This window comes from Nonlabens xiamenensis, from assembly GCF_003865345.1.
GTDB lineage: Bacteria > Bacteroidota > Bacteroidia > Flavobacteriales > Flavobacteriaceae > Nonlabens > Nonlabens xiamenensis.
Genome location: NZ_RMVE01000007.1, coordinates 88,649 through 105,236 on the forward strand (window position 1 = coordinate 88,649; position 16,588 = coordinate 105,236).

Annotated in this window: 15 protein-coding genes; 6 read left to right on the top strand and 9 right to left on the bottom strand. The window is 40.8% G+C overall.

The window, feature by feature from the left end; all coding sequences use genetic code 11:
* Nucleotides 1-10 precede the first annotated feature (10 nt).
* The 4 genes from EGM47_RS15790 to EGM47_RS15805 all read right to left on the bottom strand — a co-directional run bounded on the left by EGM47_RS15790 (nt 11) and on the right by EGM47_RS15805 (nt 3,095).
* Entirely contained in the window at nt 11-715 is a 705-nt protein-coding gene (locus EGM47_RS15790; protein ID WP_124981805.1) for a TIGR04283 family arsenosugar biosynthesis glycosyltransferase, read from the bottom strand.
* A 35-nt stretch (nt 716-750) separates the two neighbouring features.
* Nucleotides 751-1,527, bottom strand: coding sequence for a DUF547 domain-containing protein (locus EGM47_RS15795; RefSeq protein ID WP_124981806.1), 777 nt, complete (start codon nt 1,525-1,527; stop codon nt 751-753).
* 129 nt (nt 1,528-1,656) lie between these two features.
* Nucleotides 1,657-2,475, bottom strand: a complete 819-nt coding sequence (locus tag EGM47_RS15800) for a purine-nucleoside phosphorylase (protein WP_124981807.1) — start codon at nt 2,473-2,475, stop codon at nt 1,657-1,659.
* Nucleotides 2,469-3,095 carry a TIGR04282 family arsenosugar biosynthesis glycosyltransferase gene (locus tag EGM47_RS15805; RefSeq protein ID WP_124981808.1) on the bottom strand — a complete coding sequence of 209 codons (627 nt, stop codon included), beginning with the start codon at nt 3,093-3,095 and terminating at the stop codon, nt 2,469-2,471. The genes EGM47_RS15800 and EGM47_RS15805 overlap by 7 nt, the downstream gene beginning before the upstream one ends.
* A gap of 443 nt (nt 3,096-3,538) precedes the next feature.
* Here EGM47_RS15805 and rpsO point away from each other — a divergent pair, with 443 nt between their 5' ends.
* The 5 genes from rpsO (at nt 3,539) to EGM47_RS15830 (ending at nt 8,806) form a co-directional block, all read left to right on the top strand.
* Nucleotides 3,539-3,808, top strand: a complete 270-nt coding sequence (gene rpsO / locus EGM47_RS15810; protein WP_124981809.1) for a 30S ribosomal protein S15 — start codon at nt 3,539-3,541, stop codon at nt 3,806-3,808.
* A 176-nt stretch (nt 3,809-3,984) separates the two neighbouring features.
* Complete coding sequence (locus EGM47_RS15815; protein WP_124981810.1) at nt 3,985-6,237, top strand: polyribonucleotide nucleotidyltransferase; 2,253 nt, start codon at nt 3,985-3,987, stop codon at nt 6,235-6,237.
* Nucleotides 6,238-7,196: 959 nt separating this feature from the next.
* Nucleotides 7,197-7,856 (top strand): ribulose-phosphate 3-epimerase, encoded by a 660-nt coding sequence (gene rpe / locus EGM47_RS15820; RefSeq protein ID WP_124981811.1) that lies wholly within the window; start codon nt 7,197-7,199, stop codon nt 7,854-7,856.
* A 141-nt stretch (nt 7,857-7,997) separates the two neighbouring features.
* On the top strand, nt 7,998-8,600 hold the full coding sequence (locus EGM47_RS15825) for a MarC family protein (protein WP_240642497.1): 603 nt from the start codon (nt 7,998-8,000) through the stop codon (nt 8,598-8,600).
* Nucleotides 8,601-8,602: 2 nt separating this feature from the next.
* A complete protein-coding gene (locus EGM47_RS15830; RefSeq protein WP_124981812.1) occupies nt 8,603-8,806 on the top strand; it encodes a hypothetical protein in 204 nt (67 codons plus the stop codon).
* On the opposite strand, the gene EGM47_RS15835 is transcribed toward EGM47_RS15830, so the two are convergent.
* From EGM47_RS15835 to EGM47_RS15845, 3 genes are all read right to left on the bottom strand, one after another.
* Nucleotides 8,803-10,407 (bottom strand): S41 family peptidase, encoded by a 1,605-nt coding sequence (locus EGM47_RS15835; RefSeq protein WP_124981813.1) that lies wholly within the window; start codon nt 10,405-10,407, stop codon nt 8,803-8,805. The genes EGM47_RS15830 and EGM47_RS15835 overlap by 4 nt on opposite strands.
* Nucleotides 10,407-10,835 carry a deoxycytidylate deaminase gene (locus tag EGM47_RS15840; protein WP_124981814.1) on the bottom strand — a complete coding sequence of 143 codons (429 nt, stop codon included), beginning with the start codon at nt 10,833-10,835 and terminating at the stop codon, nt 10,407-10,409. Before EGM47_RS15840 ends, EGM47_RS15835 begins: the two co-directional genes overlap by 1 nt.
* Nucleotides 10,836-11,000: 165 nt before the next feature.
* Nucleotides 11,001-11,591, bottom strand: a complete 591-nt coding sequence (locus EGM47_RS15845; protein WP_124981815.1) for a HupE/UreJ family protein — start codon at nt 11,589-11,591, stop codon at nt 11,001-11,003.
* A gap of 328 nt (nt 11,592-11,919) precedes the next feature.
* Here EGM47_RS15845 and EGM47_RS15850 point away from each other — a divergent pair, with 328 nt between their 5' ends.
* The gene (locus tag EGM47_RS15850) at nt 11,920-14,076 is read left to right on the top strand and encodes a response regulator (protein ID WP_124981816.1); all 2,157 of its coding nucleotides are present in this window, start codon (nt 11,920-11,922) and stop codon (nt 14,074-14,076) included.
* A gap of 2 nt (nt 14,077-14,078) precedes the next feature.
* On the opposite strand, the gene EGM47_RS15855 is transcribed toward EGM47_RS15850, so the two are convergent.
* Complete coding sequence (locus tag EGM47_RS15855; protein ID WP_124981817.1) at nt 14,079-14,543, bottom strand: CBS domain-containing protein; 465 nt, start codon at nt 14,541-14,543, stop codon at nt 14,079-14,081.
* 399 nt (nt 14,544-14,942) lie between these two features.
* Nucleotides 14,943-15,275 (bottom strand): hypothetical protein, encoded by a 333-nt coding sequence (locus tag EGM47_RS15860; RefSeq protein ID WP_317126906.1) that lies wholly within the window; start codon nt 15,273-15,275, stop codon nt 14,943-14,945.
* Nucleotides 15,276-16,588: the final 1,313 nt, after the last annotated feature.

Genomic DNA, 16,588 nt, shown 5'->3' on the forward strand with positions numbered 1-16,588 from the left:
CAAGCCTGCTTTAACTGCACTTGCTCAAATAATATTGATAGATTTCATCTATACTGGCTCCGCGGAATTTGCGCCAGTAAATCGTTAGATAAAACCATTGTAATTTGAAAACACCCTTATCATGGTAACGTCTGGCACTGGTCTCGAGCCACTGCGGAATCACATAAAACTCTTCCCGGTCGTATAATTTGTGGATGAGGTCATAGTCTTCATAAATTGGGATTTGGGTATTATAACCACCCAGTTCATGATATAAATCTTTGGTGATATATTGAGATTGATCCCCACCACGACTGGCCCTCCAGGAAAACCTCGTAAACCATCCCATCAGCTTCAACCAAGGGTGCCTACTTTTGAATTTCATTCTAAAACAACCTGCGTTGCGACCTTCTCCTACCGCAGCACGAATGTACATATCATAAAAGGCTGGTGGAAATGAATCGGCGTGTAGAAAGTAAAGGATGTCACCCGTGGCTTTTAATGCCCCCGAATGTAATTGCTTGCCCCTACCCTTTTCTGATTCGATGCATTTTACCGCTAGCTCAGGATGCTTTTGAGCAAATAGATCAATTCTATCCACTGTATTATCCATACTACCGCCATCAACTACCAGGACCTCGATTTCCTCTGGGCATCGAGCCTGATCGTGAAGATGAGTGAGCAACGTCTGGATGCCGGCTTCTTCATTGAGAACGGGAATGACAATACTTATCATGGGCTCAAATATACGTAAGCACCATGGCTTTAGTTTTAATCTTGTTTATTTAAACTCCAATCATAATCCTTATAACTTAGCTCCGCTCCAGGATTGATTTTGTTGTCTGCATATTGATTGACATATTCAATAATACTAAGCCCGCCAGCTTTGAAGTCACTGGGGTAGAATTTGAATATGGAACTCAATTTTGGATGGTTCGGATCTGTCAGATCATTCTTATCAGAATTGACAAAATCATCGGCCGCCTGATCCATCATCTGATCGACATTCTCTGCAGTATAGGCTTTATTCATAAGTTTGGGGCAAGAATAACTTGCACAATTAATAGCAAAATGTATCCTAGGGTCACCCATTTTTTGCAGGACACTTTTTTCAATATCCGCTAGGGAGTAATCCTTTTTACCTACCTTAATAAAATCCTGGATCCATACTGGATTGAGTGTAGAGCCAATGTCTTTGATACTTCCCGGCTGGTCATTTTCCAAAATGATCTCTACCGTAGCAGCATTGTATAGGTTGATGTAATAGGCAAACTGCTCGCTGATACTCCAGGATTTCTGAGGTGGATTTGTCCCCAGGTAAGTTAGATATTCTTTGAGTGCGGACCGGTCCTCTTCCATGCCGTCATAATCCACGAATCCCTCCTCGTTTACATGTTTGTTAAGGAGCTGATCCCATTGACTGTGGTCCAACTGACCTTTGTCTGAAGGAATTTCTTGGTCTTTTTGGAGGCTTTGGTAATAAAGATCCCCACTACCTATGCAGGAAACGGTAAATATTAATACTAAAAACGTGCAGATGTATTTCATGATCATTGATTTGGTCATACGAATGTCTAATTTTTCCAACATCGGATGATTGGATAATAAAACTACCAGTATGGTATCACATGTTCATCACGATTAACACAAGGCTAACCCTTATTAACAAGGAAATAACTAAAGACGCTCAATCAAGCCCTTGAACAAATCCACCATTAAAGGTTCAGCTTTACCAGCGATCTCAATAATTTCGGGAACATTTACTGGCTCTAGGTTATCAGGATCACACTCATCGGTAAGTACAGAAACTGCAATAACGGGAAGCCCCAAATGATTGGCTACGATAACTTCGGGAACCGTACTCATTCCTACGGCATCAGCACCCATGATTTTAAGCATACGGTATTCTGCCCTGGTTTCTAATTGAGGCCCCACCACGCTAGCATAAACTCCTTCATGCAAAGGAACCCCTTTTTCTTTTGCGAGTTCTTTCAGGATTCCGTTCATTTTTTTATCGTAGGGCGCACTCATATCTGTAAATCGCTCTCCAAATTCGCTCACGCCTTTAAACGCCAGCGGGCTACCTCCCTGCAAGTTAATATGGTCATCGATCAACATCATATCTCCTTTTTTCATATCCAGGTTAATGGCTCCGGCGGCATTAGAGACCAAGAGTTTTGTAATCCCCAAGGCGTGCATCACACGAATGGGATAAGTAATATCGATAAAGTCGTAACCCTCGTACAGGTGAAATCTCCCCTGCATCACCACTACTTTCTTCCCTCCGAGGTTACCGTAAATCAATTTACCACTGTGGAATTCGACCGTAGCCAGTGGAAAAGAAGGGATTTGGTTGTAATGGGCCAAGAGCGGATTTTCAATACTGTCCACCAATTTGCCCAATCCAGTACCAAGGACGATGCCTATTTCTGGTGCATCAAAGCCTTGTGCTTGTAAATATTCAACCGATTTTTCTATTTGTATACTGCTTAACATACCATGTGTTTTAAATAAGGTTCAAAAGCCGGTTCATCCTTGATGTCTTCATAGTAATCTACATCATTCCGTGTTTCCAGCATGTGGTATCCCACTTTGTTTAAGTCATTGATGGTAGCTTGTAGCACTTGATCCGTGCCCCATTCTTTGTTTTGAAAAACTCCCTCTACCAACTCCTTCTTAAAGCCCAGCAAATAATAACCCCCATCTTGCGCAGGACCGATGACTGCCGGATGAGTATCCAGGGCTTGAAAAGCTTTTTGCAGATCAGAGGATTGTAGATCAAACAAATCTGAACCTATGATCACCACTTTTTCATGCTGCTCCAGCGCCTGTTCAAATGCGTTTTTCATACGTTCACCCAGGTCTGTACCCTTTTGGGCATACTTGTCATAAATGGTCTCATCCCACTGATCGCCCCGGTGTACTTTTTCACTGTACCAAACCTTTTTGTTTACGGATAGATCGCGGGTGACCTCGCGGGTATGGGCCAAAAGAAACTTATAGATCTCAAAAGCAGCCTGATCACCTACGCTAGCCGCGAGACGTCTCTTCCCTTTACCCAATTCAGGATTACGGGTAAATATAATCAGGCAAGAATCTGTTTGTTGGTCTTTCAAGATATTGGGTTTTGCTACAATATTAAAACATAGTTGGAATCCTGAGGTAAAAGTTTGGTATGAAATAGTAGAAATTTAAAAAGAAAAAGACGCTATGAGAGAGTTATAACCGATGCTTAAAACAGCACTCCTCGCAGGTGCCAACCCTGTTTTACCGGTTTTCTTTAGGATTGAACAAGGTATGGTCAAAGGCATTTATTTCCGACTGATTTTAAACTGTTCGATCAAATAAAAGTTGGTAATCATGCTATGTAGTGAGCCTTAACTTTTAAAGCAGTCCATGGTGAGCCATGAATTACAAGCTTTTAACCATTAAAAATTTAAATGATAGACACTATTTAATCCAACTATTGTTGTACTTTTGCAGCCGCTTTGGAATCCAATTCCGGGCGACGTCAGAAAGTCTGGCATACATAATATTCATTATTTCAAATAATTTTGGCATGTATCTAAGTGCAGAAAAAAAAGCAGAAATTTTTGCTAAATACGGTAAAGATGCAAATGACACCGGTAATACTGATGCGCAAATCGCATTGTTTACTTACCGTATCAATCACCTAACTGAACACCTTAAGAAAAACCGTCACGACTACAACACAGAGCGTAGTCTGGTGAAGCTTGTTGGTAAGCGTCGTTCTCTTCTAGACTATAGAATGAAGAAGGATATCGTAGCCTACCGTGAGTTGATCAAGGAACTAGGTATCAGAAAGTAAGAACCAAGGGGACTTTTTTGAGTCCCCTTTTTTATTATATTGCAGTAAGGATTTTCCTGGGTACGCTTTCGCGAAAGCGTCACAAAACAATTATCGCGACATATAAAAGCTGGTTTCTCAATAAGTAAACGCCTTCTCTTACACACACAACTTGAGATAACGTTTAAACCATAAACATGAAACCACAAGTTTTCAAACAGGTCATCAAGATGGCCAATGGTCCAGACATCACCATTGAAACCGGTGCACTGGCCAAACAAGCTCATGGTTCCGTAGTCATCACTTGCGGAAAAACCATGCTACTGGGTACGGTTGTATCCAGCTATAAATCTACTGGATTGGACTTCTTACCACTAACGGTAGATTTCCGTGAAAAATTTGCCTCTGCTGGTAAATATCCAGGCGGATTCTTCAAGCGCGAGGCGCGCCCTAATGATGGAGAGGTTCTTACCATGCGTTTGGTAGACCGAGTATTGCGCCCATTGTTCCCTAAAGATTACCATGCCGAAGTACAGGTCATGATCCAATTGATGTCTCACGACGAAGATGTCATGCCAGATGCATTGGCTGGACTTGCCGCTTCTACAGCTATCCAATTGTCTGACATTCCATTTGAATGCGCTATTTCTGAGGTGCGTGTTGCCCGAGTGGACGGTGAGATGATTATCAATCCGAGTTTTGAGCAACTGGAAGCTTCTGACATCGATATGATGATTGGTGCCAGTGCTGATTCCGTAATGATGGTTGAAGGTGAGATGAGCGAAATCTCTGAAGAAGAGATGATCGAGGCCATCAAGGCTGCTCACGAGGCGATCAAGGATCAGTGTGCCGCACAGTTGGCACTGGTGGATCAGGTAGGACGCAAGGAAGTACGTGAATATGAAGGAGAGGATGAAGATGAAGCTATCGAGCAAAAAGTAGCTGAGCTTGCCTATGACAAGGTCTATGAAATTGCTAAAAAAGGCAGTGAAAAGCATGAGCGTAGCGCGGCTTTTGGCGAGTTGAAGGAAGAGATCAAAGCCAGTTTCTCTGAAGAAGAGCAGGAAGAAAAAGGAGATCTGATTTCTAAGTATTTCAACAAAACCCATAAGAAAGCTGTACGTGACGTACTATTGAAAGAAGGTATTCGCCTGGATGGTCGTAAGACTACAGATGTGCGAGATATCTGGTGTGAGGTAGATTACCTGCCTTCTACTCACGGTAGTGCGATCTTCTCTCGTGGAGAAACGCAGGCCCTGGCCACCGTAACCCTAGGAACTTCCAGAGATGCCAACATCATTGATATGGCTTCCCAAGAAGGTGAAGAGCGTTTTTACCTACATTATAACTTCCCACCTTTCTCTACCGGTGAGGCAAGACCATTGCGTGGTACTTCAAGACGCGAAGTTGGACATGGAAACCTGGCCCAACGTGCTTTGAAAAACATGCTTCCAGATGATCTTCCGTACACGGTAAGAGTAGTATCTGAAGTATTGGAATCCAACGGATCATCTTCTATGGCAACCGTATGTGCGGGAACCATGGCATTGATGGACGCTGGATTGCCGATGAAAAAACCCGTTTCTGGTATCGCCATGGGATTGATCACTGAAGGTGACAACTATGCGGTTCTTTCAGATATCTTGGGAGATGAGGATCACTTGGGTGATATGGACTTTAAAGTAACCGGAACCGAAGATGGTATCACTGCCTGCCAGATGGACATCAAAGTAAAAGGACTTTCTTATGAAATCCTTACCAATGCATTGATGCAAGCTAAGGAAGGCCGTATGCACATCTTAGGAAAGCTTACCGACACCATCGCTACACCTGCTAGTGACGTGAAGCCACATGCTCCAAAGATGGAATCTATGGAAATTGAGGGTAAATACATCGGAGCCGTTATTGGACCTGGTGGAAAAGTCATCCAAGAAATGCAAAAAGAGACCGATACCGTCATCAACATCAAGGAGGAAGACGAGATGGGAATCATTGAAATCGCTGGTACGGATCGTGCCAAGATCGAAGCAGCTCTTGAAAAGATACGCAACATCATCTTTGAACCAGAAGTAGGCTCTGTTTACGAGGTGAAAGTGGTAAAAATGTTAGACTTCGGTGCAGTGGTTGAATTTAAGCCAGGTAAAGAAACTTTACTACACGTCAGTGAATTTGATTACAAGCGTATAGAGGATCCATCTACAGTGTTGAGCGTAGGGGATGTATTGGATGTGAAGTATATGGGAATCGACCCACGTACTAAAAAGCAAAAAGTATCTCGTAAAGCGGTGTTGCCTAAGCCAGAAGGCTGGGAAGAGCGTCCACCACGCAAACGTGATGATAGTCGCGGTCGTGGTAGGGATGACCGCCGCGGTGGTGGAGGACGTCGTGACGATCGTCGCAGAGATGACCGCCCACGTCGCGATAACGACAATAATAAGTCGGAAGACTAGGATACCGCACTTCGAGGGCCTCATTGCTCAGAAGTGTTATAAAATAAAATGCCTCTTGATGAATTTCAAGAGGCATTTTTTGTTTGCTTTCTTGAAAGTGTTTAAAGAAAAAACCCGCAGATATAAAGGTAATTGACTTTCACCTTAGCATAGAATGTGATGTCTTCTAGCCGAATTGAGTTTCGATTGGAGTGTTTCCTCGTGTTTATACTTATTTGCCAGATAAAGTCTGTATTTCTTCGAAGACCATACATAATAGCAATAAATAAAGGCTATAAACACCACAAGGCTATAAATTTGAGGTTCGGTATTAAAAATAAATACTAGATATAATATCAAAAACAGATATAACGGTATCGTAATCAATAGCCAACCTTTGTGCAAATCCTTTTTCATTATTTTTTATTTATCTGGTTCACAAGAATGACAATTTACAGCACAGGCACTCATATCGCTTTTCGGCTTTTTGCGTCAACGGATGTTTGATTTACAAGTCAAGACAAAGCAAAAAAAAAAAGAGAGAGAAGTCAAAAAGGGGGATGCCTCTTAACAAAACCCTAACGATTCGACGATCGCAGTTGTTAAGGTTTCATAAAAAACTGTGAATCATTTAAGAATAGCTTCCTAAAAATTAACGAACAGACCCGAAAGCTTACCAATAAAAAATCCCTCTAGCTGTTTGCTAGAGGGATCTTTAATGCTACTTATTTAAAACTCAATTTCTTGTTTTTATACTCGTAATCATTTTCAATTAGATCAGGATAGAACCATTTAAAATGACCAGCTCCGTAGACGACAGTTATCCCCTTCATCTGAAAGTATTGCAGATTCTTCTATGAAGATACCATATACATTTTAACTGAATATGGTTGATTGAGCGGTTATTCATTAAATGAATTGATAAGGCTTTCGCGAAAGCGTATCCAAAAACCTATTTTTGCCATACAAAACCTCAATTCATGTCAAAACTAATTGCTCCTTCGATTCTTGCTGCCGACTTCGCCAACCTACAACGGGATGTAGAAATGGTCAACCGTTCTGATGCTGACTGGTTCCATATCGACATCATGGATGGTGTGTTTGTACCCAATATTTCCTTTGGTATGCCCGTATTGAGAGATATTGCCAAACATGCGACAAAAACCATCGATACGCACTTGATGATTGTGGACCCTGATCGATATGTAAAGACTTTTGCTGAATTGGGTTGTGATGTACTTACTGTGCATTACGAGGCCTGCACTCACTTGCACCGAACTCTGCAATTGATAAAATCCCACGGTATGAAAGCCGGTGTGGCTTTGAATCCGCATACGAGTGTTCATTTATTAAGCGATGTTATACAAGATATTGATTTGGTGTGCCTGATGAGCGTCAATCCAGGATTTGGCGGTCAACAGTTTATTGAAAATACTTACGATAAGATCACCCAACTCAAAAAAATCATTGGAGCTAAAAATACAGATACCTTGATTGAGATTGATGGGGGTGTTACAGACAAAAATGCGGTACAATTAATAGAAGCAGGCGCCGACGTGCTGGTCGCAGGAAGCTATGTTTTTAAGGCTACAGATCAAGAAGCCACTATTGCTCATCTTAAGACCTTGGTGAATCCTTAAGTTACACCAACTCAAGTGCTAAAAAACTTAGCACCAGAAATGTTTTAGACAGGACACATAACTTAATGATTATTTAACTTATGTCCATGACAATCAAACTATTAAATAGCAGTACTTTTGCGCCCTCAAAAAATGAGATATATGAGTGCTGCGATGGTTACCGAATTTTTCACATCCTTTAATTTTAAGGATACTTTTACGGCAGGAATGATCCTGTTTGCGGTTATTGATATCATCGGGAGTATTCCCATTATTGTAGATTTGCGACGCAAGGTGGGTCACGTGCAAAGTGAAAAAGCCTCGATCGTGGCAGGTATCCTCATGATCGTATTTATGTTTGTAGGGGAAAGCATGTTGGGCCTAATAGGTATTGACGTTAACTCTTTTGCCGTGGCAGGAGCCTTTATTATTTTCTTTATCGCCTTGGAAATGATTCTGGGTATCCAACTCTACAAAGACGACGCTCCAGAAACTGCCGCTATCATTCCGATTGCGTTTCCACTAATTGCTGGTGCGGGAACTCTAACTTCTGTACTCTCACTGAGATCCGAGTTTGCCGCCATCAATATTATCGTGGCGATTATTTTTAACATTGGCTTTGTGTATGTGGTGCTAAAGAACTCAGGCAGAATCGAGAAGCTGATCGGAAAGCAAGGCATCAACGTGGTCAGAAAGATTTTTGGTGTTATCTTGCTGGCCATCGCCGTTAAACTTTTTGCGACCAATATCAAAGAATTGTTCTAGAGATGAAGTACGTGTATTACAGTATAATTATGCTGGCCACCGCCAGTTTTATTTTCAATGCCACCAAATTAGATTTGGACAACCTGCTCGTAGGCGAAAGCCAGATAGGAGTGATAAGTATGATTGCCGCTTTATGCGTGGTTGTACTGATGGCCATCATGTTGGTTTCCCAACGCATAAAAAACAAATATGAAGCGCTTTCCTAGGATCTAGTATCTTCTTGCTGTGCTTTTTTATCCAACTCCAGTAGTTTTTCAATCATCCGGTCTTGCTCATTGAGCAACATAATTTTGAGCTGGGTTGAAAATAATTGCTCTGCCATCGAGGATTTAATAATTAAGCCAATCTCGTCCCGGTAACCAGGTAATTTGATACTGGTGTTATATAACTGGGCGTAATTGATAAACTCCCTCATCAAACTTTCTGGAACCTGATAATCATTTAAGAAGGTTTGTTTATCTATATCCCGGATGTATTGACCTTCTCCTTGTAAATAGCGATTGACAAATTGATCAGCAAATCCTGTTCGTCCAAAGTAGTCCAGCGTTTGTAATACATACCCCTCTGGACTGGGAACAAATATATCTGGGATGATGCCGCCACCGCCATAGACAATTTTACCGCCAGGCGTCACTCTTTTCAAGGAATCGTTTACTTCAATATTATCTGCATTTTCGAGTTCGCCATTCTGATACCTATCAATATATTCCTTAAAATAGGCTTCATTGCCATCGTCATAGGGACGCTGAATACTTCTTCCCGTAGGGGTATAATAACGCGCAATTGTGAGACGCACCGAACTACCATCTCCCAGTTTAATTTCCTGCTGCACCAAGCCTTTTCCGAAACTTCTTCTACCCAGGATCACTCCCCTATCATTGTCTTGTAAAGCTCCTGCGATCACCTCACTAGCACTTGCACTGTTCTCATTGATAAGGATATACACCTCTTTGTCTTCATAGCTTCCCTCATCTGTTGCATAGCTATCTTTTCTTTTATTATTTCGGTCCTTTTGAAATAGGATCAACTGATTCTCTTTTAAGAATTCGTCGGCAATTCTGACGGCTGCGCTCAAGACCCCGCCAGGATTATCTCTCAGGTCCAATGCCAGACGGCGCGCACCTTTTCTTTTTAATCGGTTGACAGCGGTCAAAAATTCTTTTTCGGTCGTTTCGGAAAATCGATTGATTTTGATGTACCCCAAATCTTCGGCAAGCATATAGGCTGCGTCAATACTTTTAAGTGATACGTCTCCTCTAATAACTGGGATATTAATTACTTCATCATCGCCAGGCCGTAAAACCCCTAAGATAACCTTGGATCCTTTTTCTCCTTTCAACACATCGGTTGAAACTTTGTTTTCACCGTACAGGGGTTTTCCATCCACGTAGAGAATCTTATCTCCTCCTTTGATACCAGCCCGGTCGCTGGGCCCATTTTCTATAGCTCTTAAAACGGAGATACTGTCTTCATTGACAAAAAATCTAATCCCAATACCGACAAAGTCACCACGCATGCTATTGGCAATATCCTCTGCCTCGTCGCTCGGGATATAGACAGAATGTGGATCCAGGTTTTGCATGATTTCATTCACCGTAACATCCACAATGCTATCTGTGTTTACTTTATCCACATAACGCTCGTCAATCAAATCGATCAAGCGGTTGAGTTTGCGCTTTTTAAGACTACTCGTGGTTGCTATGTATTCAGCGCCCAGGCCATCGCCGCCTACGACATTTCCCAACCACATGCCAATGGCAAAGAATATACCCAAGAAAAGTGGATAGAAAATATAGCCTTTTTTCATCAATCGAGTTTTTCAATTTGCTGCAGAACAACACCGGCTTTTTCTAGAAATCGGAGTCCGCTGTCGTCCTTGTATGCCTCTTGGTACACTACACGTTTTATGCCGCTTTGATGAATCAGCTTACTGCAATCCTTACAAGGTGACATGGTAATGTAAAGCGTGGCATCTTGGCAACTTTGGGTAGAACCTGCCACTTTGAGAATAGCATTGGCCTCAGCATGGAGTACGTACCACTTAGTATACCCCTCCTCATCCTCACAAAAATTTTCAAATCCGCTGGGTGTACCATTATATCCATCGCTGATGATCATGCGGTCCCTGACGATCAGGGCGCCTACTTGGCGGCGCTGACAATGGGAAAGTTTGGCCCATTCTGCAGCCATACGTAGATAGGCTATATCGTAGCGCATTTGTTTTTGCTTGTTCAATCTATTGTTTTGTTAATTCAGCGACTTGTTAGAAGGTAAATATAAAAAACTGTAGAGAAGTCCGTTAGGCGTCAATTGTTAATATGTGTTATGCAGCAGTCCAGCCTGGACCTATAGTTCAGGTTTGACCATGGTTAGCGTGAATCAAAACTAACAGGTAAATCTCTAAAAAATCCAGCGACTGATCAATAGTGGTAGGACCATCCCAAAAATAATGGCTGATATAATTTGCACCCATTCCTTTTTATTGAAACGAAAGAGACCTGTAAATAGAAAATTGAGTATCAGAACAATAAAAATGATGAGCAATTGGCCAATCTCAATACCTAAGGCAAATTCCAAGAGTACTAATAACTTACTTTCTGCTCCGGCGGCCAACATTTGAAATTCGCTGGCAAAACCAAAACCATGGATGAGACCAAAGAAAAGGGCAAAAATCATCGTTATCCAATTGGCATGGTCACGATGCCGTCTACCCGCTGTAAAGATGTTGTACAAGGCCGTTACGGCTATGGTCACTACAATGAGAAATTCTATGTAAGAGCTGTTCATCCGGACCCCACCGTATTCTACTAAAATTAAGGACAGAATATGACCCACAGTAAATGCCAAACTTAGCCCCAACAACTTTTTCCAACTATTGAATAAAAAAGGAACCGCCATCAATATGAAAAATAGAACATGGTCATAAGCACCTATTCTAAAGTTGATCACATGATAAAAACCCTCCTTGACATATAAAATAAAATCATCCATAAGTAAACATCAGCATAAAAACCAAATGTACTATATACTAAAATGCAATAAAAACCTAAGACCCATGTTTTATCCAAGAAGTTCAAAATCAGGCGCAATCATAGCTAAGAAGAGTGTGTTTTATCGACAAAGAACCCAACTTAAAGTTAAAAAGAAAGAATAGCTCGACATTTTCCCTAGTACACCTAAAGATTAAGTATTTTTGTATTCCTTTAAAATTGAAGCGTTGAGCCGGTTCTTTTGTTTTTTATTTATCCTGACAATTCATGTTGTAGGTAATGCACAACAACTGACGGAAAATCGTATTGATCCTGTCAAAAAAGATTCGATGCTCGCAGTGGTGGATTCCTTGTTAAACACATCCTACTACCTCTTTGCCGAGGGGCGATTCAAAGACTCTTTTGCCACCAACCTCAAATCTCTACAGCTATCCATGGAGCTGGAAAACGACCGGTATACTGCTACGGCCTACGGATATTTAGGTTATGACTACTTGTACCAGGGAGACACCCTTGCCGGACTTAAAAGTTTTGAAAATGCGCACGAGATCGCCCTTAAGATTGGGGACTCACTAATGTTGGCTAATACATTTGGTGATCTAGCTAGTCTTTATGCGGGTATGTCAGGCATGGAGAAAAAGGGGAGGCAATATACCTTAAAGGCGATGGATATGTACGAGCGTATGAAGGATACCATTGGACTTCAATATGTGTATTATAATTACGCCGATGGCTTAAATTCAAAAGGTAAGCACGACGAGATGAAAGTGCTGCTGGATAAATTAAATTCCAGCATGTTTGATCGTGTTAGAGACACCGGATATAGGGCAGGAATTAACACCCTAATGGCAGATTACTTTATTGCTAAAAACGATACCAATAGAGCTGATTCAGTCTTACTAGCAACTATCGAATTAGGGCAACGTCAACCTATCTCAAATGAGTTGGAACGGTCCTATTTTCTCTACTCCCAGAGTCTTGCCGACCAGAAAAAATATAAGCAGGCTTATGAATATCGCCTGAAATATGAACAAGTACACGATGCCAACCTAAAAGAGAAAAATTCGGCAGAGAATAAACGTCTGGCTGCAGCTTTTCAGATAGATCAATTTAGAAAGGAATTAGAGCAGTCGGAAAATCAAAACCAACTCCAAGAAGAAAAAATGAAGAGTCAAACCCTCTTCAACTACATACTCATTGCAGTTTCCATGGTGGCCTTTACTGGTTTTATCATCATATTTTTGCTTTCGCGAAAGCGAAAAGAACTCAATCAGTTACTCCGCGCAAAAAACAGAGAATACCTGGAAGCAAAAGCGCAATCTGAGCAATTGGCCAGGGTAAAAAGTGACTTCTTTAGTACAGTGAGCCACGAATTGCGCACACCACTGTATGGAGTAATCGGACTCAGTAGCATTCTCTTGGAAAACAATACCGATAAATCCAAAGAAGATGATCTGCGCAGCTTAAAATTTTCTGCCGATTATCTTTTGGCCTTGATCAATGATGTTTTACAGATCAACAAGATCGATTCCAACAAGATCGATGATGAGCAAATAGATTTTGACGTCAAGGAATTAATAGAAAAGATTGTGATCACCTTTGAGTATATGAAAAGGCAGAACAACAACCAGATCTATATCCACTTGCCTGCTGATTTGCCTAAAAAACTGCATGGAAACGCTACTCGCTTGTCACAAATTTTGATGAATCTAATAGGTAATGCCAATAAATTTACCGAAAATGGTCGTATCGATATCAGATTACAAACTACCCCATTAAAGAACGACCGTGTTAAAATTGCTTTTTCAGTCAAAGACAACGGAGCTGGAATTTCTAAATCCAAGCAGCAACATGTTTTTGAAGAATTCAAACAAGGTGATTCGCACAGTTACAATTATCAAGGTACTGGATTGGGATTGCCGATTGTTAAAAGATTACTAGAACTTTCAGGTTCTTCCATCCAATTGGAAAGCGAACTGGGGGTGGGGTCTGAATTTTCTTTTGAACTTTCCTACCCGGTCGTAGAGGCAGCAGACCAGAGCAATGACCAGATTGACAGCACTCCAGAAGAACCTGCCAAAATTGTGGTCCATACCGATGAATTACAAGGCAAAAACATACTGATTGCAGAAGACAACCGCATCAACCAGATGGTGACCAAAAAAATTCTGGAAAAAGAAGGCGTCAATTGTGCCATTGCAGAAAACGGTCAGGAAGCAATAGAGGCTTTACAAAAACAAGATTTTGATTTGGTTTTGATGGATGTGAACATGCCCGTTATGGATGGTCTGGAAGCCACTTTAGAAATCAGACAATTCAGTGATGTTCCCATCGTCGCTCTTACTGCCGTGGAAATCGAGGAAATGAGGGAAAGCATCATGGTCTCAGGCATGAACGACATTATCGTCAAACCCTATGATGTCAAAGCCTTTAAAAAGATAATCGTCAAGAACCTGAATCCGCACCTCGCTCATATACGCTCATAGATTTAGCGCCACTCGTCTCCACGTAATTTTGTAGCCGCAATGATGACGTCCATTCTGGAAATCTGACCAATCAACTTGCCATTTTCAGTCACTGGAAATCGGCGATGGCCAGTTTTTAAAAATCTAGAAGCCGCATCAAAAATATCTGCGTCCTGTGCTATAGTGGCAGGCTGTGAAGACATATACTCACTGACTTTCCTATCACCTACTGGCATGTTGTGGTATCTGCTATCACCGATGACATGCATCAAATCCGTATCACTAATAATGCCTACTAGATTTCCATCTGCATCCACCACTGGCCCACCTGTCACTCGTTGTTTTAGCAAGGTTTCCATGACTTCAGTAATTCCCTGATCTGGGGTAAAGGTGATCAGTTTACGGGTCATATAATCCTTGACCTGAAACAGTTGTTTGGCCGATACTTCTTTTTCGGCACGACGGCCCATAAAACTTTTGATACCCATAAGAACATGATTTTTAAAGCCATAGAAGATACGAATTTTTCTATGAATCTTGTTAGACTTATTCGATGGAGGCTCCGTTTCAGATGAAATAGGCAAGATGCAGCCTTCATCCTGCATGGGTCATTGCCTTCAGGTAAGGTATAACAGCCAGAGGTCAAAAATCCAACCATCTTTCTTTGTTATTTTGAAAGCCACTAAAAGGAGCACATCAGTTGAAAAGTCGACGAATTTTTAATTAGTTGCTGGGATTAGATTTCCCACCATCTCTACGGGTAGCTAATCTTTTGCCTTGAGAAAGCACTATAAAATCCCGACCATCCGGATCAATCGCATTCATCGGATTGTTAGCCCCGCTACCGCCAGTTTGCAACTGGTGGTCACAACAGTAAGCCCACAAATCTAGCCCATAAACCCAATATCATCTATTTTCAAAATCGTATGGTCTTCCGCAAAATTTCGTGCGCTGCTATACTTCCAATCCGTGGGTTCAGTCACAAATCCCGACTCAACAGGATTATTATGTATATAATCCAACTTCTGTTTGATGACCTTGCTACTCCATAATTCAATTGGCTTATTATGATGTTGCCAAAATTGATACTTCGATATGTTGTCTTTTTTCTTGCCAGCTCTTTCGAACATCAATAACAACCACTCCGTTCTACTTTCCTGCGGATTCTCTTCAATTGCTTTAATTATTTTTTTGGAAGTATGTTTTTTGAAATCAGCCAATAGACCGTTGCAAAACTCACGGAATATGCGCCGGCCTTGTTGTGGAATTTGTAGTTTCTACTCATTTCTCAAAAATACAAAAGCTGCAACACTACATTACAGCTCCTGTTTTTTATTTCTTACTCGGCACGCCACTAGTCACAGACTAGCGGTAGCGGGGGATTTCGAATTTCTATTTAAACCTACTTTGGTAAAAATCGTGTCACCATTTTTTGTGGTAGTCATTTCATAGACATCATAAAATTCTTACTTGCAGGCTCATTTTGTTCAAGTTTCTTGAACAGTTCTAAAAAATTTTTTCATCCTCTAGACTGATTGTATAAATATTTCATTCTACTTCTAGATTTTCACCTCGATAAATAGTAAAAACTAAATTATTTTATTCTATACATATCGACTGTCTCAAATCCTCCCTTCACGTCAATTGTATAACGTAAAAATTCAAAATTATCTTGATGAGTGTGCTTGATTTACGACTTGCCGATTGTTCAAATGAATTACAGCTTGATAAAATTGAGACTATAAAAATGATATATATTTTCTTCATTAGTAAGTGGCTCTTTTGTTCCGTCGATTTTCAGATCATTTTCGGTAATATTTAGAAGTCAAATTTCCCCTAACCTCTGCTGTCCATAACTCTTCCTATCGAGCTGTAAAAGCTCCATATCCTATTCTATCAGAAACGCAAAATTGTACCTGGCAAACTGCTGAAGGTTGAAATTTATATAGATCTGAAAAGTCAAAAAAGTAAAATAAGGAATTACTAACACTATTTTCCATAGTAATTGCTTCTTCTTAATAATATCTAATAAAACCCACAATGAAAATATTAAACCTACACCCAATAAGGGCCAAAAACATAAGTACGTGAAAATTCTATGTGTTGAACTATAAAAATGTATGATACCCGAAATAAGTAAGATATCATATAAGATTAGCAATAATGAAACTGCAAATGAAATATAAGCTTTACATATAAATCTAAACATGATAGAAGTTATTTTGATATCTAATAAGGATAATAAAATCCTTGAGCTAACGCACGCTGGTCGGCTGATGAATCTAAGCCGTTCCTTGTCAACCAACTATTTGCATGAGCTCCCCTTGAAACTTGCTTTGGAGTAAGGCCTATTATGCTGAAAGCCTTACCAGTCATGAAATTACCAGCGTCATAAATGTTAAAAAGCGTATTCGAGTTTTCGAATTTTATAAAACCCCCGCTACCGCCAGTTTGAAACTGGTGGTCACAACAGTATGCCCACAAATCTAGCCCATAAACCCAATATCATCTATTTTCAAAATCGTATGGTCTT